The sequence below is a fragment of the Allostigmatella hybrida genome (assembly GCF_020103775.1).
Lineage (GTDB): Bacteria > Myxococcota > Myxococcia > Myxococcales > Myxococcaceae > Hyalangium > Hyalangium aurantiaca.
Genome location: NZ_JAHXBH010000003.1, coordinates 1 through 21339 on the forward strand (window position 1 = coordinate 1; position 21339 = coordinate 21339).

14 protein-coding genes are annotated in these 21339 nt (G+C 68.2%); 7 read left to right on the forward strand and 7 right to left on the reverse strand.

What is annotated here, in order from left to right; all coding sequences use genetic code 11:
• The first annotated feature begins 375 nt into the window (after positions 1-375).
• Complete coding sequence (locus KY661_RS07120) at positions 376-1947, forward strand: carboxylesterase/lipase family protein (RefSeq protein ID WP_225409499.1); 1572 nt, start codon at positions 376-378, stop codon at positions 1945-1947.
• Between the two features lie 243 nt (positions 1948-2190).
• Here the strand turns inward: KY661_RS07120 and KY661_RS07125 are convergent, their stop codons facing one another.
• The 3 genes from KY661_RS07125 to KY661_RS07135 form a co-directional block, all read right to left on the reverse strand.
• On the reverse strand, positions 2191-2949 hold the full coding sequence (locus tag KY661_RS07125; protein WP_225409500.1) for a DUF5953 family protein: 759 nt from the start codon (positions 2947-2949) through the stop codon (positions 2191-2193).
• Positions 2946-3863 (reverse strand): DUF6310 domain-containing protein, encoded by a 918-nt coding sequence (locus KY661_RS07130; protein WP_225409790.1) that lies wholly within the window; start codon positions 3861-3863, stop codon positions 2946-2948. The genes KY661_RS07125 and KY661_RS07130 overlap by 4 nt, the downstream gene beginning before the upstream one ends.
• Before the next feature lie 150 nt (positions 3864-4013).
• The gene (locus KY661_RS07135) at positions 4014-6092 is read right to left on the reverse strand and encodes a molybdopterin-containing oxidoreductase family protein (protein WP_225409501.1); all 2079 of its coding nucleotides are present in this window, start codon (positions 6090-6092) and stop codon (positions 4014-4016) included.
• A gap of 137 nt (positions 6093-6229) precedes the next feature.
• On the opposite strand from KY661_RS07135, the gene KY661_RS07140 reads away from it, so the two are divergent.
• The 4 genes from KY661_RS07140 (at position 6230) to KY661_RS07155 (ending at position 13729) form a co-directional block, all read left to right on the forward strand.
• Positions 6230-7726 (forward strand): FAD-dependent monooxygenase, encoded by a 1497-nt coding sequence (locus KY661_RS07140; protein WP_225409502.1) that lies wholly within the window; start codon positions 6230-6232, stop codon positions 7724-7726.
• Between the two features lie 580 nt (positions 7727-8306).
• On the forward strand, positions 8307-11414 hold the full coding sequence (locus tag KY661_RS07145; protein WP_225409503.1) for a serine/threonine-protein kinase: 3108 nt from the start codon (positions 8307-8309) through the stop codon (positions 11412-11414).
• A gap of 58 nt (positions 11415-11472) precedes the next feature.
• Positions 11473-12354 carry a sigma-70 family RNA polymerase sigma factor gene (locus KY661_RS07150; protein WP_225409504.1) on the forward strand — a complete coding sequence of 294 codons (882 nt, stop codon included), beginning with the start codon at positions 11473-11475 and terminating at the stop codon, positions 12352-12354.
• 91 nt (positions 12355-12445) lie between these two features.
• Entirely contained in the window at positions 12446-13729 is a 1284-nt protein-coding gene (locus KY661_RS07155) for a matrixin family metalloprotease (RefSeq protein WP_225409505.1), read from the forward strand.
• 1 nt (position 13730) lies between these two features.
• On the opposite strand, the gene KY661_RS07160 is transcribed toward KY661_RS07155, so the two are convergent.
• Positions 13731-14510 (reverse strand): biliverdin-producing heme oxygenase, encoded by a 780-nt coding sequence (locus KY661_RS07160; protein ID WP_225409506.1) that lies wholly within the window; start codon positions 14508-14510, stop codon positions 13731-13733.
• A gap of 159 nt (positions 14511-14669) precedes the next feature.
• Between KY661_RS07160 and mltG the strand changes: the two genes are divergently transcribed.
• Positions 14670-15686, forward strand: a complete 1017-nt coding sequence (gene mltG, locus KY661_RS07165; protein ID WP_225409507.1) for an endolytic transglycosylase MltG — start codon at positions 14670-14672, stop codon at positions 15684-15686.
• Here mltG and KY661_RS07170 read toward each other — a convergent pair.
• Positions 15683-18232, reverse strand: coding sequence for a response regulator (locus KY661_RS07170; protein WP_225409508.1), 2550 nt, complete (start codon positions 18230-18232; stop codon positions 15683-15685). The genes mltG and KY661_RS07170 overlap by 4 nt on opposite strands.
• Before the next feature lie 63 nt (positions 18233-18295).
• Here KY661_RS07170 and KY661_RS07175 point away from each other — a divergent pair, with 63 nt between their 5' ends.
• On the forward strand, positions 18296-19447 hold the full coding sequence (locus tag KY661_RS07175; protein ID WP_225409509.1) for a D-alanine--D-alanine ligase family protein: 1152 nt from the start codon (positions 18296-18298) through the stop codon (positions 19445-19447).
• Here the strand turns inward: KY661_RS07175 and KY661_RS07180 are convergent.
• Together KY661_RS07180 and KY661_RS07185 are read right to left on the reverse strand one after the other, a co-directional pair.
• Positions 19388-19996, reverse strand: a complete 609-nt coding sequence (locus KY661_RS07180; RefSeq protein WP_225409510.1) for a class I SAM-dependent methyltransferase — start codon at positions 19994-19996, stop codon at positions 19388-19390. The two genes, KY661_RS07175 and KY661_RS07180, sit on opposite strands and share 60 nt — an antisense overlap.
• Positions 19997-20003: 7 nt before the next feature.
• A complete protein-coding gene (locus KY661_RS07185; protein ID WP_225409511.1) occupies positions 20004-21218 on the reverse strand; it encodes a serpin family protein in 1215 nt (404 codons plus the stop codon).
• Between the last annotated feature and the right edge of the window lie 121 nt (positions 21219-21339).

Sequence of the window (21339 nt, forward strand, 5' to 3'; positions counted from 1 at the left end):
GGAAAGCCTTGAGAACTCTCCACTTATCGGTCGGTCGCTACGCGGTGTTCCCTCTACCCGTGATCGATCCGGGCTAGTCCGGATCGTTCACACCGGGGACGGAGATAGGGCTGGTGTCGCAGCGGAGCCTGCTGGTGGCCTCGCGCTTTGCCTCGCGGCGGTTCTGGTTTCTGCAACGTGGGAACTGGTCACAAGAACTTGCGGCTCTCGGGGTGTGAGAGACCAGGAAAATGAAGCTGCGACCTGAATGGAGATCCAACCCGAGCGTCGCCACTCAAACCCATTGGGCGACAATCGACCTTTCCGTCGGTGGTGCCCGTGTTGGTGTAGCTCTCTCCAAGTGAAGACCAATCGCTTTTCGAAAGGAAGACGTCCATGGCTGAAGGCATCACGCAGGAAGTAGAGACAAAGGAAGGGCGGGTAGTGGGGAAGATCGACGAGGGCATCTTCGTCTTCAAGGGTATCCCCTACGCCGAGCCTCCGGTGGACAGCCTCCGGTGGAGCCCGCCCGTGCGCAAGCAGTCGTTGGGGGAGAAGCCCCTGGAGGCCTTCGAGTACGGCGCGTCGCCGCTCCAGTCGCAACAGGGCTGCATCGAGGGTGGCGGCGGGGATCCTGGCATCATGAGCGAGGACTGCCTTTTCCTCAACGTTTGGACGCCCACCCTGAACGAGACGGCGAAGAAGCCTGTCATTGTGTGGATCTTCGGCGGCGCCTTCGTGGTGGGGACCGGCTGCGTTCCGCCCTACAACGGCATTCCCATGGCCCAGAAGGACGTGGTGCTCGTCACCTTCAACTATCGCGTGGGGCAACTGGGGTTCTTCGCTCATCCCCTCCTGGACAAGGACGGCGCACCCCAGGCCGAGGCCAACTTCGGCCTGATGGATCAGATGATGGTCCTGGAGTGGGTGCAGGACAACATCGCGCAGTTCGGCGGGGACCCGGGCAACGTCACCCTGGTGGGCCAGTCCGCGGGCGGCAAGAGCGTGCTGTCGCACTTCTGCTCGCCGCTGAACCGGGGCAAGAACCTGTTCCACCGAGGCATCGCGCAGAGCGTGTACGTGCTCAACGAGACGTCGATGGAGAAGGCCAGGGCCAGCGGTGAGCAGTTCACGCATGACCTGGTGGCGGTGGGGCTGCTGAAGGAGCAATTCACCCTGGAGGAGCTGCGCAAGGTGCCCGGGGATGAGTTCTGGCTGCACTCCCCTGGGACCTTCAATGCCCCCAGCCCCATCGTCGGAGACGCGGTGCTGCCCAAGAGCCTGCGGGCTACGTTCGAGGATCATGAGGAGCAGCGGCTGCCGCTCATCATGGGCAGCACGAGCGATGACGCCAGCGTCGCGGCGGCGTTCGACATGGACGCGGCAACGATCATCCAACTCCTGAAGGACAAGGGCCTGTACCTCTCGGTCAAACTCCTCTACTCGGGGGCCAATGACACCGAGTTGGCCCGGCGTGTGGTCCTGGACTTCGTCTTCGGGATCACGCCCAAGTACTTCGGAGACCTCCACAGCGCATCCGCCAATGGCAGCAATCACACGTGGAGGTACGAATTCGCCTACGTTGCCAAGGGGCTGACGGGGCAGCAGCCGAATGGTGTGCCCCATGGCGGGGACGTGTCGTACTTCCTGGGCACCTGCGACCGCTGCCCTCCTACGCAAGCGGTCTTCACAGATGCCGACCGCGCCTTCGCCAGCCAGGTGCTGGAGTACGTCGTCCGCTTCGCGCACCGTGGTGATCCCAGCCCAACCGAAGGAGGAGTCGCGTGGCCGCGACACATCAAGGGCTCCCAAGATCGGTTGCTGTTGCTGACCGACTCGATCACGGCGAAGTCGAACTACAAGCAGGTGATCATGGGCGCTGCGGAGAAGGCAGTGAAGGATGGCGCCTTCGACGAGATGTCGAAGGTGCCCGCCATCGCCAGCCGGAAGCCCGGTGAGACGCCGTAGGCCGGCCCCACCCCAGCAGACGGGATAGCCCTCCACCATTCAGGGCGTTCTGGAGCAACGGGGCGGGACTACGTGGGACGCGGCGGGATATCGATTCCAAGTCGTTCCGGGCGGTTACACGGCGGCGGAATGGGCTGCGCGGCGCCATCGTCGCCGCGTCCAGCTCGGCCCGGGTGCAGAGCGCGTCCGACAGTGCCTGCTTGGGGCAGGTGGAGTGTGCCAGAAGACGCGCGGCAGCCTCCTTCAGCGTGGAGAGTCGCGCCCGCCGATCACCGGGAAGCGCTCGTAGGCCCGATTGAGCGCGTCCAGGTGGGCGGGGTTGTCATAATCGAGCGGCGCATCCGTGAGCTTCACAACCCATCCGCCCGACGGCGTGCGCCGCGCCCGCGTGAGCAGTTCGGCGTCGCGGGCCGGGTCCGGGAACCCGATGGCCTGCGCGGCAGCAGCAGACCAATAGTTCAACCACCCGAGGAAACAGGGAATCTCAGGCGCGGGGAGGTTTTCTGGAAGATGGAGCATGGGAAGTCCTCGGGGTGAGCGCTCCGGTCCATGAGGCGAGCGACGAAACTGCTCCGAGACTTCCGCGCCGTAACTATACCGTGACGCATGCCCCCAGAACGCGCGCGCCCCCTCCGCCATGGCCTCGAGCATGGCCGCCGCTGCCGAGATAACAGCCTCGTCCAGTGGCAACTTCGCATGAACGTCGAGTTGCGGCTGACCGCCCGGGCTGAGGAGTGCTGGACTCTGTCTCCCCGAAACCGTCACGGGGTAACTCTCGTCCCCGTTGCACAGAAGAGGGATTCTCCCGTCCTTAATCCTTTCTATGAGCCACGCGTCGCGCTGCGGCAAGGCGATGGGGCGCCCGCTTTCGGAGATCCTCCACGCTAGGCGCAAACCGGGAAGGGCCTTTTCCATCCCATGGATGACATCGAGCGCGCGGCCGTCTTTGCCCACGAGCGCAGGCGCGTAGACGATGAAGACGAGGACTCTAGGTATGCTCATCGTGTGCATCCCGTGACAACGACATGGAGGGTGGGAATCCGGGCGATCAGCGCGAGTCTGTGCGCTCGCGTGCTCACCCCAACGACGAAGTCGTATCCACAGGCCCGCGCAGCGGCGAGTTCCTCGATCAATTGCGCCACCTCCTTATCGATCTCCCGCTCCTGGATAAAGTCAGGGTAGGTGTCAAATCGGTGGGTCTTGATCTCCCACAGCACACGTACGCCGACTTGCAGCGCATCGAAGCGCTCACCGCCCACGAATACGTCCATGCCGGGATAACGGTTGGGCGGAAACTTATCGGCGCACTCGTTATGCGGGACATCTTCGCCCGCGTGCCGCACCGGGATGGGCTCGCACGACGGACGGCGCGGAGTGGTTTCTGGCGGTGGGGGGAAGATGTCTCCGATGTTCGACCCCTTTGGCTTTGGCGTTCGGTTCGCTAACGGTTCCTGCGCGGGCTGCGTTTGAGCCTTGGGCTTCGTGCGCTCGCGGGATGCGTTCCGTTGATAAGCATCAATCCCCTCTTGGATGGCGGCTGCCACCACCACCGCGCCAATAACAATCACTGCGCCGCCGACGATTTCGGGTGCCGCAAAAACACAGAGGGCCACGACTGCGGGAGCGGCTGCATCCGCGTAGGCGACAGCGCATCTTTTGGTGACATTCCTGAACCTGACCCTGTCGCGATCGAGAGCATGAAAGCACCGCTCCGCAAGGATTGGCCACTCGTTGGAGGCTTCTCGCACCACGCATTTCCCATCATCCGTCCACGGGTACTGCGCCGCCCGCTGAAGGTTTGCGAATCTCGGACGCGGGGGGCTCGGGTCCTCCAGCTCTCCCAGGCTCGGATCCATCGTGGCGCAGGCCGAGAGCAGGAGCAGGAGCAGGGGGGCGCTGCAAGTTCGCGAACGCATGGCCACGGCTTTTCAATCAAGCAAGGTGCTGCGGGTCAAGGCTCCGGTTCTCCGCTGGAGCATATTCAGCACGGCCCAACAGCGAGAGCCGATGGAGGATCGCGCGTCGGACAGCTCCAGCTCGGCCCCTCGTCCCTGGTAACTCCCCGCTCAGCCCGCTCCCTCGACCTCCACGAGGTTGTCGTAGAACGTCGCCCCGCCGCCCATGTCGGTCACCGCCTGCGAAGTCGTGTGGTTCACGTTCCGCCCATCAGGTGTGAGCGAGCTCAACCAGAGCGACGGAGCGACGACTACCCCCGGCCGAGCCCTCTCCGTCACGACGGCATCGGCCAGGAACGCGCCGCGATCGTTCCGGATACGTACCCTCTGGCCGTTGATGATCGAGCGCGCCGCCGCGTCGATGGGGTGGATCTCCAGGTGCGGGCCCTTCTCGAAGCGCGTCAGCACATTGCTAAACGTGCTGTTCAAGAAGTAATGACCGGGCGGTGAGATCAGCGCCAGCGGATAACGTGCAAAGAGCTCAGGGCTCGACGCGCTGCTCTCCCGTGGGGGAGTCCATGCCGGCAGCGGGTCATGGCCGTCGCGGGCCATCCTCGCGGAGAAGAGCTCGCACTTGCCGGAGGGCGTCGAGAAGCCTCCTTGGGCGTACGGCGCGAACGGCGCCGGAACATTCAGGCGCACCGCTCCCTCGGCTTGAACGCGCTCGAGTGTGATCCCCGCGAGCCATGGGTGCTCGCTTTGCAGCGCCTGCCGCGCCATGGACTCGTCACTGTCCTGGAAGCATGGGTCGCTGAAGCCCATGTGCGCCGCGAGCCTCCGGAAGAGTTCCGTATTCGGGACGGCCTCGCCGAGCGGCGCGATTGCCGCCGCGTTCCACATGACATACAGGTGACCGTAACCGATGTGCAGATCCACGTGCTCAAGCTGCGTGGTCGCCGGCAGGAGGAGATCCGCGAAGTTGGCCGTGTCCGTGTGGAACTGCTCGTGAACGACCGTGAAGAGATCCTCGCGCCGGAGCCCGGCCTTGACGCGCTCCAAGTCGGGAGCCACACTGGCTGGATTCGAATTGTAGACAAAGAGGGCCTTGACGGGTGGGCCGGTGACCTCCGTGAGGCTCCGCCCAAGCTCGACCATGTTGAGAGTGCGGGTACCGGGCGGGATCAGCTCAAAACGCTGCAACGCGGCATGATTGACCGGGTAAGTTTCGTAGGTCCATAGCTGGACACCGCCAGAGGCGGAGCGCCATGCGCCGGTCACCGCTGGCAAGCACGAGATGGCGCGCACCGCCATCCCTCCGCCGGCGTGTCGCTGCATCCCGAAATTCAGGCGGATGGCTGCAGGCTTGCACGTCGCGTATTCAACCGCGAGGGCCTCGACCGACGCCGCTGGGAGCCCGCAGATGGCCGCCACACGCTCAGGCGGGTACTCGGCGGCGCGCTCTGCCAGCTCGGTCCGGCCCACGCAGTATCGGTCCATATAATCCTCGTCGCCTAGGCCGTCACGGAAGATGACGTGCATCATCCCGAGCGCCAGCGCCGCGTCAGTCCCCGGCAGCAGCGCGATATGCTCATCGCACTGCTCCGCGGTTCGCGTCCTCCGAGGATCAATCGCTATCACCCTCGCCCCTCTCTTGCGCGCCGCAGTGACGAACGGCCAGAGGTGGGGGTTCGAGGTCAGCGTGTTGGTGCCCCACAGGAGGATCGTGCGTGCTCCCTCGAAGCACTCTGTATCCATGCCCATGGAACTCCCCAGACTGTAGGCCATGCCGGCCATGCCGGCGGAGCCGCAGATCGTGCGATCGAGGAGCGAGGCGCCGAGCTTGTGGAAGAACCGTCGATCCATCGAACTGCCGTGCAGGAGCCCGAGCGTGCCGCTGAATGAGTACGGCAGGATTGCCTGCGCCCCCCACTCCGCGATGATCTCCTTGAACCGGCGCGCGATCTCGTCGAGCGCCTCCTTCCAGGAGATCGGCTCGAAGCGCCCCTCACCTTTCGCGCCCACGCGGCGCATCGGGTGGAGCACGCGGCCGGCATGATAGGTACGCTCCAGGTACCGAGAGACCTTCGCGCAGAGGAAGCCCTGAGTCGTCGGATGGTCGGGATTGCCTCGTACCTCGACAGCTCGGCCAGCCTTGACCGTGGTCAGCATGGAACAGGTGTCCGGGCAGTTGTGCGGGCACACGCTCCGCACGACTGTCGCTCCTGGGTCTTCGGTGATTGTGGCGCGCATAGGGAACAACGTACTACACCGTCGTGCGGCACTTTCTCGACAGCCACGTCGCCACGGCCGGGGGATTGCCACCAGCCCCCCCTCTGTGAGGCATAGACGCCGGCCGCACACGAAAACCAGCGGGCGCGGAGGAACCCATGCACAACGAATCCGGACGCAGTGTGGCCACGAACAACCCTGCAGTGCTGATCGCCGGAGGCGGCCCAACGGGCCTGATGCTGGCAGCTGAGTTGGCGTTGGCGGGAATCGACGTCGCCGTCGTCGAGCGTCGCGTGAACCAGGAGCTTCCCGGGTCACGCGCTGGCGGCCTGCACGCCCGCACGATCGAGGTGTTCGATCAGCGGGGCGTCGCCGAGCGCTTTCTCTCGCAGGGGCAGATCATGCAGGTCGCGGGCTTCTCGTTCATCCCGCTCGACATCAGCGACTTCCCTACGCGCCACAACTACGGGCTCGCGCTCAGGCAGGCTCGCATCGAGCGCATCATGGCCGAGTGGGTCGCCGAGCTGCCGGTGACGTTCTATCGAGGGCGTGAGGTGACGGGGTTCGCGCAGGACGACACCGGCGTCGACGTCGAGCTGTCGGACGGCACCTCGCTCCGGGCGACGTACCTCGTCGGGTGCGACGGAGGCCGGAGCCTGATTCGCAAGAAGGCCGGGATCGAGTTCCCCGGCTGGGACGCGTCGACCAGCTTCCTCATCGCCGAGGTCGAGATGACCGAGGAGCCCGCGTGGGGCATCCGCCGTGGAGAGAAGGGCGTCAACGCCATCGGCAAGATCGACGACGGGAAGCGCGCCGGCGTCGTGCTGGTCGAGCCGCAGGCCGTCAACAGAACCGAGCCGACCCTGGGTGAGCTGCGCGCGGCGCTGATTGCGGTCTACGGGACCGACTTCGGTGTTCGCAATCCGACCTGGCTCTCCCGATTCTCCGACATGGCTCGGCAGGCGGCGTCCTACCGGGAGCGACGGGTGCTCCTTGCCGGCGACGCGGCGCACGTGCATGCCCCCACGGGCGGACAGGGCCTCAACATCGGCGTGCAGGACGCCGTGAATCTCGGCTGGAAGCTCGCGCAGGTGGTGAAGGGCCTCTCGCCAGAGACCCTCCTCGACACCTACCACGCCGAGCGGCACCCCATCGGTGCCCGCGTGCTCCGCCTGACGATGGCTCAGATCGCGCTCGGCCGCGGCGACGATCGCACCGAGGCCCTACGCGAGAACATGGCCGAGCTGCTGAAGATGGAGCAGCCTCGCAAGCAGTACGCCGCCATGATGTCCGGCCTCGACGTCCACTACGGCCTCGGTGCGGGGCACCCGCTGCTCGGGCGTCGCATGCCCGACCTTGAGCTGAGCACGGAGAGCGGCCCGAAGCGCGTGTTCTCGCTACTGCACGAAGTCCGGCCGGTCTTCCTCAACCTCGGCGAGCCGGGCGCCTTCGACATCACTGCGTGGGCGGAGCGGGTTCGGCGGGTCGATGCCCGATACACAGGCGCGTGGGAACTCCCGGTGCTCGGTGCGGTCGCTGCGCCCTCGGCCGTTCTGGTCCGGCCCGATGGCCATGTCGCGTGGGTGGGAGACGGCACGGATTTGGGGCTGCGTGACGCGCTCACCCAGTGGTTCGGACCGCCCACGCCGGCGTAGCGTTGACGCTAAGTTCGAGTTTCGCACTCCAAAGGAAGCTTTTCCTTGAGCTTTGTCATTGCCTGAAGGAGTGCCGCTCTGTTCTTGGCGAGCTGAATCCACTTCGGGACCCGGCTGGCGAGACTGCTGTTCTTCCAGCCGTACTGTGGATCGCGAGTCCGTTCCCGGTGTTTTGCCCTCACGAACGATTCAATGAACGCAAGGTGGCCGCGATTGTAAGCCCAGAGCGTCTCTCCAGCGCAGGGAGCCTGAAGCCAGAGCGGAAGTTCAAAGTAATCGTCCCTTGGCTCACCCTGCCACTGCCGCGCGATCTCTCGCTTTGCCCAATCCTTGGTGTGTCCACAGCTCGCGCATACGAGGCGACGAGGCGCGAACCAGTCCTTGCTGCTTGAGTCGATGCGGAACGTACGCGCGCAGCCGTTGCACCTGGGGCACACGACCAGGATCTCGTCCATGAAGTCGTAAATGGACTGCCCTGGGTCCTCAAATCTCTGCTGCGACGTCATCCCATGACCCTAGCTTCATCCAGGGATTTCGCTGGGTTATCTTTTCCGGGCGATGCAGCCTTGGGACTCTTTCCATGCCCCCGTGCCCTGACGAGAACGAGCTGCTGGAGTGGGAGCAAGGGCGCCTGTCCGTGGACGCCGTGGCGCGGCTGGAGGCCCACCTGGACCGGTGCGCGGCGTGCTGCACGGTGGTGGCGGGACTCAAGGCGCAGGAGCCTCCAGCCGAGGAGCCCCCGGCGCTGCCCGGGCCGGGTGCACCTCCTCAGCCTGGAATGCGCGTGGGGCGTTATGTGCTGCTGCGCCGCGTGGGCGAAGGGGGCATGGGGGTGGTCTTCGCCGCGTATGACCCGAACCTGGACCGGGAGGTGGCGCTCAAGCTGCTCAAGCCCGGCGTGGTCGCCGATGCGGAGGCGCGCGGCCGGCTGGTGCGCGAGGCCCAGGCCCTGGCGCGGCTCTCCCACCCCCATGTCGTCATCGTTCATGACGTGGGTTCGGATGGCGACACCGTCTTCCTTGCCATGGAGCTGGTGCGAGGGCGGACGCTGCGCCACTGGCTGGCGGAGGCGCCTCGGCCGTGGCGCGAGGTGCTCGTGCGCTTCCTCCAGGCAGGTCAAGGCCTGGCGGCCGCGCACGCGGTGGGGCTGGTGCACCGCGACTTCAAGCCGGACAACATACTGCTGGGAGACGATGGCCAGGTGCGCGTCACCGACTTCGGCCTCGTGCGCCTGGGCCCCCCTCCGCCGGAGACCGGGGACGGCCCCACCCCGGGTGACCCGCCGAAGGAAGGCGGCACCCTCTCCGGCGTTCGGCAGGGCACCCCCGCGTACATGTCTCCGGAGCAGTGGGAGGGTCAACGCGCGTCCGCGCACAGCGACCAGTTCAGCTTCTGCGTCGCGCTGTACGAGGGCCTCTTCGGCCAGCGGCCTTTCGCCGGGGAGACGCCGGCAGAGCGCATCCAGGCCTTGCGCGAAGGGCGGGTGACGCCGCCGCCCCGGGGCTCGCGCGTGCCCGGTGCCGTGCGTGACGCCGTCCTGCGAGGCCTGGCCGCTCAGCCGGCCTCGCGCCACCCTTCCCTGGACGCGTTGCTGGCCCGGCTCGAGTCGGGCCCCCGCGCGCACCGCAGGCGCCAGGCCGCCGCGGCGCTGGCCCTGGGGGTGGTGGCGAGCGCCGCCGTGGGCTTCGCGCTGGCCCTGGGGAACGCCGCGCGGGTGTGTACCGGTCTGGAGCCCCGGCTGGAGGGCATCTGGGACGCAGCGCGCCGGGCCCAGCTTGAGCAGCGCTTCCTTCGGGGCTCGCTGCCGGCGCCCGGGGACGCCTTCGCTTCCACCGCGCGGGCACTGGACGCCTATGCCCAGGCGCTGGTGGCCCAGGAGCGTCAGTCCTGCGAGGACACACGCGTGCGGCACTCACAGTCCGAACAGCTGATGGATCTGCGCGCCGCGTGCCTGGATGGCAGGCGCCAGGCGCTGAGCGTCCTGGTGGAGTTGCTGGAAGCAGGCGACCGCGAGGCGCTCACCCGGGCACCCGAGGCCGCGCGGCAGCTCCCCTCCCTGGCGGCGTGCGCGGACCGGGACGCCCTTGCCCGCGTGGACCCGTTGCCCCCCTCCCCGGAGGCCCGGGAGGAGCTGGCGGCGCTGGGCCGGGAGCTGGACGGACTGCGCGTGCAGGGCGCGGCGGGGCTCCATGAACGCGCGCTGCCCCGGCTGGAGACCGTGGTGGCGGCGCTGCGCGGGCTGGGGCACCGGCCCACGCTGGCGCGGGCCCTGCTGCTGCTGGGGGAGCTGAGGGGCACCGCCGGGAGCTTCGTGCCGGCACGCGAGGCACTGGAGGAGGCCGTACGCGTCGCGGAGGCTGGGCACGACGACGAGACGGCCGCGCGCGCGTGGAACCGCCTCCTCTATACCGAAACCGAGGGCATGGGCCTGACCAAGGAGGCCGAGCGCACCGCCCGCATGGCGGAGGCGGCCCTGGAGCGGCTCGGGCCCGAGGCCTCCCTGGAGGTGGCCGCGGAGCTGCACCGTGTCCGCAGCAGCCTCAGTTACCGGCAGGGCGACTATGCGCGGGCGCTCACCGACGCCAGCCAGTCCCTCACCCTGCTGGAGAAGGCACGCGGGCCGCGGGATGTGGCGCTCGCCGACACGCTCATCGGCATGGGCCTGGCGCTCAACGGCCTGGGGCGCTACGCCGAGGCGGAGCAGCACCATGCGCGTGCCCTGGCACTGGTGGAGGCGGTGTATGGCCTCGAGCACCCGCTGCGTGCCGCGCACCTCAACAACGTGGCCACCGCGCTGCGGCTCCAGGGCAAGGTGGCCGAGGCGGTGGCACGCTACGGCGAGGCCCTCGCGCTGGGCGAGCGCCTCCTGGGGCCGGAGCACGCCAGCACCAACATGATCCGGGTGAACCTGGGCGACGCGCTCTCGCGGCAGGGCCAGCTCACGGAAGCGCTGCCCCACTATGAGCGCGCCCTGGCGAGCCTGCGCAAGAGCGGGGACGGGGGACGGCTGCGGGTCGCCAACGTGCTGCTGAGCCTGGGCAACGTTCAGACAGACCTGGGACAACTCGCACAGGCGGAGACGGCCTACCGCGAGGCGCTCGCGATCCAGGAGGCGCTGCTCGGCTCCCAGCACCCGGACGTGGCCGTGTCGCGCAACAACCTGGGCTGGGTGGCCATGGACGCGGGCCGCCTGAAGGAGGCGCGCACCCATTTCGAGGCGGCGCGCGCGCTGTGGGAGTCCACGTTGGGCCCCCGCCACCCGAAGGTGGCCAGCGCGCTGTACAGCCTGGGCCACGTGGAGCTGCGCCTGGGCCGGGTGGGCCCGGCGCTCGTCCACCTGCGGCGTTCGCTGGAGGTGCGCGAGCAGGCGCTCGGGGCGGAGCACCCCCGGGTGGTGCAGACGCTCGGGCTGCTGGGGGAGGCGCTGGTGAAGGGTGGCCAACTGCACGAGGCCCGCGCGCCGTTGGAGCGGGCGGTGGCGCTCTCCTTGCGGATAGAGCTGGCTCCTTCCGATCGGGCCCGGTCGCTCTTCGCCCTCGCCCGCGTCCTCTGGCCATCGAGAGGCGAGCGTCCCCGGGCGCTCGCCCTGGCGCGGGAGGCCCAGCAGGCCTATGCCCGTAGCGCGCCCACCTACGCGTCCCAGGCGCGCGAGGTGCAGGCCTGGCTGTCCACGCACGGCCCCTCTTGAGCCGGGCGCCGTGTTTCACTCCCGCCCGCCTGGGTGGGCTCGCTGATAGAGTTGCTTCGTGGCGTCCGAGCAAACCGAGTCCTTCCTGCTGCGGGCGCCGCGCGCGCTCGCCCCAGCGCTGCGGGCCCATGCAGGCCTGGAGGAAGCGCTCGCGGGCTTGGTGCGGGAGGCACGCGAGGCGTGGCCCCAGGTGCCCATGGACGCGGAGGCCTTTCTGGCACACGTGGCCGGGCGGCTTCCCTCCACGGGCGAGGCCGGTGAGGTGCTCGCGAGCCTGCGCGCGGGGGAGCTCTTCCTCGCCTTCGCCTGTGCGCGGGGGGATGCGCGGGCGCTCGAGGCACTCGACGCGCATGTGCTGTCGCAGGTGGGGACATGGCTGCCCCGCGAGGCGCCCTCCGCGGTGGACGAGCTGCGGCAGGTGTTGCGCCAGCGGCTGCTCGTTCCGGTGGACGGGGCGCCGCCGAAGCTGGCCTCCTATTCCGGGCGCGGGCCGCTGGGACAGTGGGTGCGGGCGGTGGTGCTGCGGCTCCACATCGATCAGCAGCGCGCCGCACCGCGCGAGCAGCCCGTGGGGGAGGCCCCTGTAGAGCTGGCGGAGCGGCTGAGCGCGGACCCCGAGCTGGCCTTCATCCGCGAGCGGCACCAGGCCGACTTCCGCGTGGCCTTCCGCGCCGCGCTGGGCCGGCTGGATGCCCGGGAGCGCAACCTGCTGCGGTTGCACCACGTGCACGGCCTGTCCATGGACTCGGTGGGCGCCACCTACCAAGCACCCCGCTCCACCGTGGCGCGCTGGATTGCCCAGGCCCGGGAACGGTTGCTGGTGCTCACCCGCGAGGAGCTGACAGCGCGGTTGGGGCTCACCCCCGACGAGCTGGACAGCATGCTGCGCCTCGTGAGCAGCCAGCTCGATGTCAGCCTGCGTCAGCTCATGACGGACTGACGGATCTCGAATTCGGACTTCCCGGGTGGGACGAAATTCCCCATTTCTCGTCCAAGGGGAAATACCGCAGCGTTTCCCCTCGGAGACAATCATGACGAAGAGCTACATGCGTTCCTGGGCCGTGCCGTTGGCGCTCTTGGGTGTGGTGGGATGTGCCAAGACCGAAGGCGATGAGGCGCTCGCCATCACCCCGGACGACGCTCACGTGGCGGCGTGGGTCCCTGGGACGCCGGTGCCCTCCCACACGCACGCCGAGGGAACGTCTCACGCGCTGACCGTCGACTGGATTCTCGAAGAGGATTCCGTCGAGGAGCTGACCGACCACTCCGCGCTGGTCATCAACGGCCGGGTGGAGTCCACGCGCTACGACGTCGTCCGTGCCTATGCGCAGTCCAAGTTGGAGGGACAGCCCACCGGAGAGGCGAGCGGCCTCTATAACGATCTGCCGGTGACCATCGCGACGGTGCGGATTGGCGGCCTGGCGCGCTCCTCGCAGGGCCTCAAAACGAGCTCGGGCGGCACGCTCGCGCAGGGCGCCACCGTGGACGTCATCTTCCCGGGCGGCCTGCTCGCCGACGGCTGCACGCTCGCGCCGGAGGACCAGCCGCTGCCGAAGGTGGGCGAGCAGTCGGTCCTCTTCCTCACGCCGCAAGGCGGCACCCAGCCCCTGGCCGCGAGCGCCACGGCGGGCCTCTACGCCGTGACGGGCGGCCCCCGGGGCCGGATCCTCGTGGAGGGCAACCTCGTCCAGGGCGCGAGCGTGCCGCAGCATGCCTCCGCAATTGAAGCGCACGTGGGACAGCCGGTCGACGCGCTGCTCGAACAGGTCGCGGCCCGCGCGCGGACCGTCGCGTACGTGAGCCCCGAGTCACGCCCGGTGCCCCAGTTGAAGGAAGAGCCCCAGGGGCCGTCCGCCCAGAGCTGGTGCGGGATTCCCCTCTTTGGCTACAAGTGGTGCCGCAGGCCCGCGAACATCACCTTCACGGACCTCACGGGCCCGAACTGGCCCGTCGGCGACTCCATGAATGCGTGGATGTACACGAACGTCTCGAACAGCTTGTACCTCCACTGGCGTGCCAGCGGCGCCTCCGACGTCATGGTCTACGCGGCCGCGTATGGCTACAACGGCTGGTACGGGTACGCGTACAACAACTGGTCGGGCACCTGCATGACCAAGAGCACCATCCAGCTCAATGAGACGTACCGCGCGGGCGCGCACCACACGAAGACTGTCACCATCCACGAAATCGGGCACAGCCTCGGCCTCAACCACCACTGGGACTGCAACTCGATCATGTACTCCCAACCCACCGCGTGTGCGGCCGCCGTGACGTCCTGTGACGCGCAGGCGGCCTCGGAGCTCTATCCGTACTGAGCTACCGGCCCAGATCGGGGCTCCTCATGCCGAGGGCCCCCCGCGACAGCGCGTCGGAGAGCTGGATCTCCATCCGGAAGGCGAGCCGCGCTTCCTGGACCACCTCGCGCATCTGGTCATCGGAGAGGTTGAGCGCGTCCATGTTGCGGCTCACCCGGCGCTGGAAGATCTCCAGCGAGCTCGGCCCCACCGACTGGTACAGGGCAATCCCCTCCCCGTCGGTGAGATCGAACGCCCGCGCCACCATGTTGCCCAGCATGGGCCCCGACAGGATGTCGCGGATGTACCGCACATAGGCATGCGCCACGAGCAGGTGGGGGGCCTCCTCCACCAGTTCCTGGATGCGCGTCACGTGGGGGGTGGTGAGGTGCAGCGGCCTCGGCGTGTCCCGCCAGTCCTCGCCCAGGAAGCACGTCAGGTCCTCCTGGATGGCGTGGGAGCGCCACAGCTCGGGGAAGACGAAGCCGCCCACCGCCGCGTGCGTGCGCTGGGACTCCAGCGCCTCTTCCAGCGCCTCGTACACCTCCAGCAGGCACTGGAGGTAGGTGATGTAGTGGCGGCCGCGGACGAACTGGCCGTAGACGCCCGTGCCCCACGCTCCCCGGAACAACCCCTTCATGAACAGCGTCTGCTCGGCTTCCCGGCGAGGCGCCGCCGTCCCCTCCTCCAGGCGCTTGGACAAGGGCAGCCGGGGGGGCTCTGCCTCCCGGACCGGGGCGGTGGGAGTCTCAACCCCCGAGGTGAACGCGGTGGGGATTCGCAGCAGGGCGGTGGCGGACATGGGACCTCCAGGAATCGATATCGATAATCAAAATCGAAATCATGATGCCTGGAGGCCGTACCGGGAGTCAAGAGGTGGATGGCCGGCGCCTTCCTGGGGAGGACACGGGGAGGCATGACGGTGCGCCCGCCCTGGCGGAGCTTTGGTAGCTTCCGGCGAATGAAGAAGCTCCTCATCGTGGTTCTTGGGCTCGCCGTCCTGGGGGTTGCCGCCGTCGCGGGTGCGTACCTGTGGGCGGAGCGTGGGACGAAGACGCCGAAGCTCGCCAGCGGCGCGCCCGAGGTCGTCTTCGTGGTGAAGAAAGGGACGACGGCCCGGGCGCTCGGTCCGGAACTCCAGGCGCAGGGCTTCATCGATGATCCGCGGCTGTGGCGCTACCACCTCTGGCGGCGCGGGGGCCTGGCGCTGAAGGCCGGCCGCTTCAAGCTCCGCGCCTCCATGCCCATCGTGGAGATCGCCAACGTGCTGGAGAGCCCCCCGCTCCCCGAGGACATCCCGTTCGTCATGATCGAAGGGTGGCGGCTGCGGGACACTGACGAGGCGCTCACCGCCAAGGGGCTCATCAAGGCGGGCGAGTACATCGCCGCGGCGAGCCGCCCCGCGCGCTTCCAGGCCTCGTTCCCGCTGCCCACGCGCACCCTGGAGGGCTACCTCTACCCGGAGACCTACGGGGTGGTGCCCGAGGGGTTCAACGTGCACGACTTCATCCAGCGGCAGCTCAACACCTTCGGGGTGCGCTTCTATGACGTGCACAAGACCGAGATCGAAGCGGGCAAGCGCAGCCTGCACGACATCGTCGTGATGGCCTCCATGCTGGAGCGCGAGGAGCCCCTGCCGGAGCAGCGGCCCCTGGTGGCGGGGATTCTCTGGAAGCGCATCGACAAGGGCTTTCCCCTGGGCGTCGATGCCACGAGCCGCTACGAGCTCGTGGAGTGGAACGATCGCAAGGAGTTCCTGAAGAAGCTGCGCGACAACACGGACGCCTGGAACACCCGCACCCGCCCCGGGCTGCCCCCGGGCCCCATCGGCGCGCCCACCGTGGACTCGCTCCTCGCGGCGCTCCGCCCCCAGGCCAGCGAGTACTGGTACTACCTGCACGACGCGCAGCGGAAGCTCCGCCCCTCGCGCAACGCCCAGGAGCACGAGCAGCTGCGGGCCAAGTACAACGTCTATTAGCCCGCGGCCGGGGCGTCCGCGCCGTCGAGCTGGGCCAGCGCCCGGCCAATCCCGGCCAGGTCATACGGCTTGGGCAGCAGCACGGCGCGGCCCATCCCGGTCTCCTGCTCGGGCGTCAGGGACATGCCGTACCCCGAGGCGATGATGACCTTCAGGCCCGGGGCGCGGTGAACCGCCTCCCGGGCCAGATCCACGCCGGACTGGCCTGGCAGGCTCACATCCGTGAACAGGATGTCGAAGTGGTCCGTGGCGAGCATCTCGCGGGCTTGCTCCGCGCTCTCGACGGCCAGCACGCGGTGCCCCAGCCCATCCAGCAGCTCCAGCGCGGAGGACCGGATGGCCTCGTCATCCTCCACGAGCAGCACGCGATGGGACGCCTTCGCCTGGGGGGAGGCGGCTGGGGTGGGCGCCACCAGCGGGGGCTGCCGGAACATCTGGCGCAGCTTCCGGGCGAGATCCTCCTTCCGGTAGGGCTTGCTCAGCAGGCTGACGCCTGGGTCCAGCCGTCCGCCGTGGACGATGGCGTTCTCCGTGTAGCCCGAGGTGAACAGCACCTGGATGTTCGGGAAGAGCGCCTTGGCCTGCCGGGCCAGCTCGGGGCTGCGCACCGGGCCGGGCATCACCACGTCCGTGAACACCAGATCGATGGGCATCCCGCTCTGGAGGACCGCCAGCGCCATCTGGCCATCGTTGGCCTTGAGCACGCGGTAGCCCAGCTCCGTCAGCAGCTCCACCACGGTGGTGCGCACCTCCGCGTCGTCCTCGACCACCAGGATCGTCTCGGAGCCGCCCTCGATGGGGCCGGTGACGATCTCCGGCAGACTCACCTCGGCCTGGAGCGTGCGCGGCAGGTAGATGCGGATCGTCGTCCCGTGGCCGACCTCGCTGTAGATCTTGATGTGGCCCCCGGTCTGCTTGACGAAGCCATACACCATGCTCAGCCCGAGGCCCGTGCCGCGCCCCTCCGTCTTGGTGGTGAAGAACGGCTCGAAGGCCCGCTCCAGGATCTCGGGGGACATGCCGCAGCCCGTGTCCGAGACGGCGAGGACTACGTACTGGCCCGGCGTCACATCCGGATGCAGCAGGGCGTAGTGGTCATCCAGCATGGCGTTGCCCGCCTCGATGGTGAGCTTGCCCTCCCCTTCCATGGCATCCCGGGCGTTGATGGCCAGGTTCAAGAGGACGTTCTCGAGCTGGTTGGGATCCACCAGGGTGTTCCACAGCCCCCCGCCGACGACCGTTTCCAGCTCGATGCTCTCACCGAGGGCGCGCCGCAGCAGCTCGTCCATGCTGCGCACCAACCGGCCCAGGTGGAGCACCTTGGGCTCGAGCGGCTGCCGCCGCGCGAAGGCGAGCAACTGGGAGGCCAGCCGGGCCCCCCGGTCCACCGCGCCGATGGCGGTCTGCACGCGCCGCTGGGCCCGCTCGTTGCCCGTCACATCCCGGTACAGGAGCTGGAGGTTGCCGCTGATGACCTGGAGCAGGTTGTTGAAGTCGTGGGCCACCCCGCCGGTGAGCTTGCCGACCGCCTCCATCTTCTGGGCCTGGCGCAGCGCGGCCTCGGTCTTCTGTCGTTCCGCCTCGCTCTGTGCCAGCTCGCGGGTGCGCTCCTGAACCAGCTCTTCCAGGTGCTCCCGGTACCTGCGCAGCTCGTCCTGGGCGCGCTTCTGCTCGGTGATGTCGTGGCCCTGGACGAAGATCCCCGAGACGGTCCCGTCGGCGTCGCGGATGGGCTGGTACACGAAATCGACCCACGCCTGCTCCAAGGGCGCCCCGGGGTGCCGCTGCACGTGCAGCTCCATGGCCCGGCCCACGAAGGGCTCTCCCGAGGCGAACACCCGGTCGAGCAGCTCGTAGTAGCCCTGCCCCACGAGCTCGGGAAGCGCGTCCCGGACGGTCTTTCCGGTGATGTCCCGGTGGCCGACCACCTGAAGATACGCGGCGTTCGCCATCTCGAACACGTGATGCTGTCCCCGCAGGAACGCCATGAAGCCAGGGGCTTGCCCGAACAGCCGGAGCAGGTGGCGGCGATCCTCGTCCAGCATCCGGTTGGCTTCTTGGACAGCCTGCGCCCGAAGCAGGACGTTGGCCTCCATCTGCGTCGAGCGAGGCTCCTGCGAGACCTTGACGGCCTGCTTGAGCTGCTGGAGTTCCGTGATGTCCATGGTGTGCTGGAGGATGTAGGCCACCTCCCCCGAGGCATCGAACAGCGGGGTGTGGGTCGCGCTCCAGTAGCGCTCCTCGATGACCGTCCTGCCATCCACCTCCTTGGGCACCCGGTAGAGGATCACCGCCAGGAAGTCCGGGACCCGCTGGGTCAGGACGCGGACAAAGGAATCTCGAAGCTGACGGGCGTTCTGGTTGTCACGGTTTTCGGGATCGTGCGGGAAGGCCTCGAAGATATTGCGGCCCCGCAGCTCTTCAAGGCGGCTCGCGGTGAGCCGCAGGTAGGCCTCGTTGGCCGTGACGTACCGGAACTCGCGATCCAGTACCATGTACGGATTGGGGGAGTGCTTGAAGAGCGTCTCGAAGTCGATGTGGGACATGGTTGAGTCAGGGCCGGTATCGTCTCTTCCTCAACCCTGGTGATACGACGCTCAATCTTGGACATGAGCACCTTTGAACATCTGACCGCCTTGGAGGACGGACAGCCCGTCGCCGTTCTCTACCAAGTGCTCCCTCCCCCGCTGAGGGACGGGCTCCGCAAGCCCATGAAGCCGGGCGGCTACGCCGACAGCGGGGCCGACATCGCCTACGTGCTGCGCCAGCAGGGCGTGCCCGTGCTCACACCCCGGGTCCAACCCGACGTGAACACGCACCAGGACTGGGTCTTCGCCGAGGATGAAGCGGGGATTGCCGCCGCCCGCTCTCAGGGCGCGCGGCTGCTCTGGGCCAACACGGTGCTCTTTCAGGGCCACCCCGTGGAGCGCGCCATGCGCGACACGTGGATCGTCGGCCAGCTTCCCCGCCTCACGGAGACCTTCGACGACAAGTGGGCCACCAATGAGACCCTGCGCCGGGCCGGATGCCGCGTGGCCACTTCGTTGTTGGTGAGCGCCACGCCCCGTACCGGGGCACTGGCCCTGGACCGGCTGGGCGAGCAGGACCTGACCGCCCGCGGGCTGCGCTTTCCGCTCATCCTCAAGCCCGTCCGGGGACGTGGCAGCCAGGGCGTCGTGCGGGTCGAGAACTTCCCCGGCCTGCTCCAGGCGGCCCACGGGCTGTTCGCGGCCCGGGTGGACGGTGCCCCCGAGGTTCCTCTGTATGGGGACACCGCGATCGTCGAGCAGTTCCTCGCGGGAGAGGAACTCACCCTGACGGTCATGCCCCCGGGCCATTACCTCCTTCGGGGGGAGGCGGTTCACCAGCCGCGGCACTGGGCCTTGCCGCCCGTCCGCCGCTTCAACCACCACGGCGGCGTGGCCCCTTACAACGGCATCGTCGCCGTGGTGAACAACAGCGAGGCGCTGGAGACCTCCCGGCAAGCGGAGCCGCCGGTGCAGGCGATGATTCAGGATTGCATCCGCGCGGCGGCGTTGGTGGGCGCGCGGGCGCCGATCCGCATCGATTGCCGGGGAGATGCGCTGGGGCAGTTTCAGCTCTTCGATCTGAACATGAAGCCGAACATGACCGGGGCGGGACGGCCCGGGCGCGAACAGCAGGACAGCCTCACGTGTCTCGCGGCCCGCGCCATCGGCTGGTCATTCGGGGACCTGCTCCTCAACATGCTGAGGCAGGCCTGGCGAAGCCCCCTGGGGTGACGTGCCAGGCGCCGCGTAGAGGTAGACCGGCGTGCGGTAGAGATCCGCGGTCACGGCGGTGCGGCGGGGCGTCCAGCCTCTCAGCGCGAACGTGTGGCTGAGGATGAAGGCGCCCCGGGGCAGCTCCTGGGTCAGCTTGGGCGCCAGGCGCCGCATGGCCTCGGGAAAGAGGTAGCAGACCACGAGCGAGGCCTCCGCGAAGGACGCGTGAAAGAAGTCCCGGCGCACGAGCCGGAGGTTGCGGCGGGGGGCCAGCCACTGGCGCAACCGGCCGAAGGCATAGGGCAGTGGTGACAGCTCGAAGCCCACCACCTGGGCCTGGGGGCACGCATCCGCCAGCGCGAAGGCCAGCGTCCCCCACCCGGAGCCAAGCTCCAGCACCGTCCCCTCCAGGCCCTCGGGAAGGAGCGCCAGCAGCTCCCGGCGCACCCGGCCCGAGGTGGGCATGGGAGAGATGCCCGTCCGCAGCGTGAAGAGGACGATGGACAGCATTCCTCCCAGCAGGAGGGCCAGCAGGACCAGGTAGAGGACGGTGCCCGCCTGGTTCACGGTCTGCCTAGGGCTTCACGAAGCGGCCCAGGAAGAGCACGGTCTTCGTCTCCTCATCCTCGATGAGGAAGAGGAAGGGGCGGTCCACGGTGAGCGGCTCGGGGACAGAGGGAGGCGCCACGATGACGGCCGTGGCCGCCGCAGCCTCGGCGCCCTTCTCGTCCACGGACACGAAGGCCTTGTGCTCGACGCGCGCGATGGCCAGCTTCTCCTGCTGCGTCAGGCCCGAGAAATCGGCCCACTCCGTGAACGCCTGGGCCATTCCCAGCTCCTTCAGCGTCTCGGCCAGGGAGAACGACTGCTCGACCTGGAACCGTGGCAGGCTGAAGCTCACGTCCTTGCGCACCAGATTCCCCCGGACATTCGAGAGGAAGTCCGCCGAGAGCCGGGATTCCACCTCCGCGAACCGCCCCGCATTGGGGACGATGAACAGCATGCGGTAGGTGCCCTTCATGAACGGCAGGCCCACCGCCTCGAAGCCCTCCCCGCGCAGGTAATCGACGTTCATGCGGGAGCGCATCATCTGGACCGCTTGCGTGCTTCCGTCCAGCAGGTGAAACGGGGCGCTGCCGGTCGAGTTCGGGCTGAACGGCTGCTGCCAGGCGCCCTTGAAGTAGAGCGCGTTGACGAGCAGCAGCCGCGTGTTCCGGTTCACCGCGTCTTCCGGGAGGAGATTCTGGATGCGGTCCCCCGTCTGCTCCGCGACCCACCCGTTGATGTCGTCACGGATGGCGGAAGCCTGGGTGGAGAAGTCCACCACGTGCACGCCATTTCCATAGTGGAGGGCGAGCACATCGAGGAACGCGGGCACGAACGTCATCCCCTTCTGGCTCCAGGTGGCGTTCACCCGGCGGAACTGGGTCGGCGTGCCCTCCCCGCCCACCGTCTCCTCCGCCTGCGCGTCGAGCTTCAGGTTGAGCGCATTGGTGGCGGGATGCAGCCGGGCCTGGGGCAGCGAGAAGTGAAGCGCCTGGGCCATCTCCGTCTCGGTCTCGCCGCGGGCGCCCACGTACACCATCGACAGCACCTGGGAGATGCTGAACGGGGAGAAGAAGAGGTTCTGTCCCGGCTTCGCGATCTTCCGGTACACGGAGGCCCCGAAGCCGGTGTTTCCGGTGACGAGCGCCGCGAGATCCCCGGCCTGCACCTCGGGAGACACCACCCGCTCCTTGTCCGAGGAGATGAATTCTCCCGGTGCAGCCCCCGTGGGCGTTTCCTGCAAGGGACCTTCCGGTGTGCCGGAGTCAGAGCAGTGTGTGAGCGCCAGGGCGGCGGTGAACAGCGGAGCGAGCCATTTCCGGGATGAGGCCATGTCTTCCTCGTGACAGCGGGTGCCCCCGCCA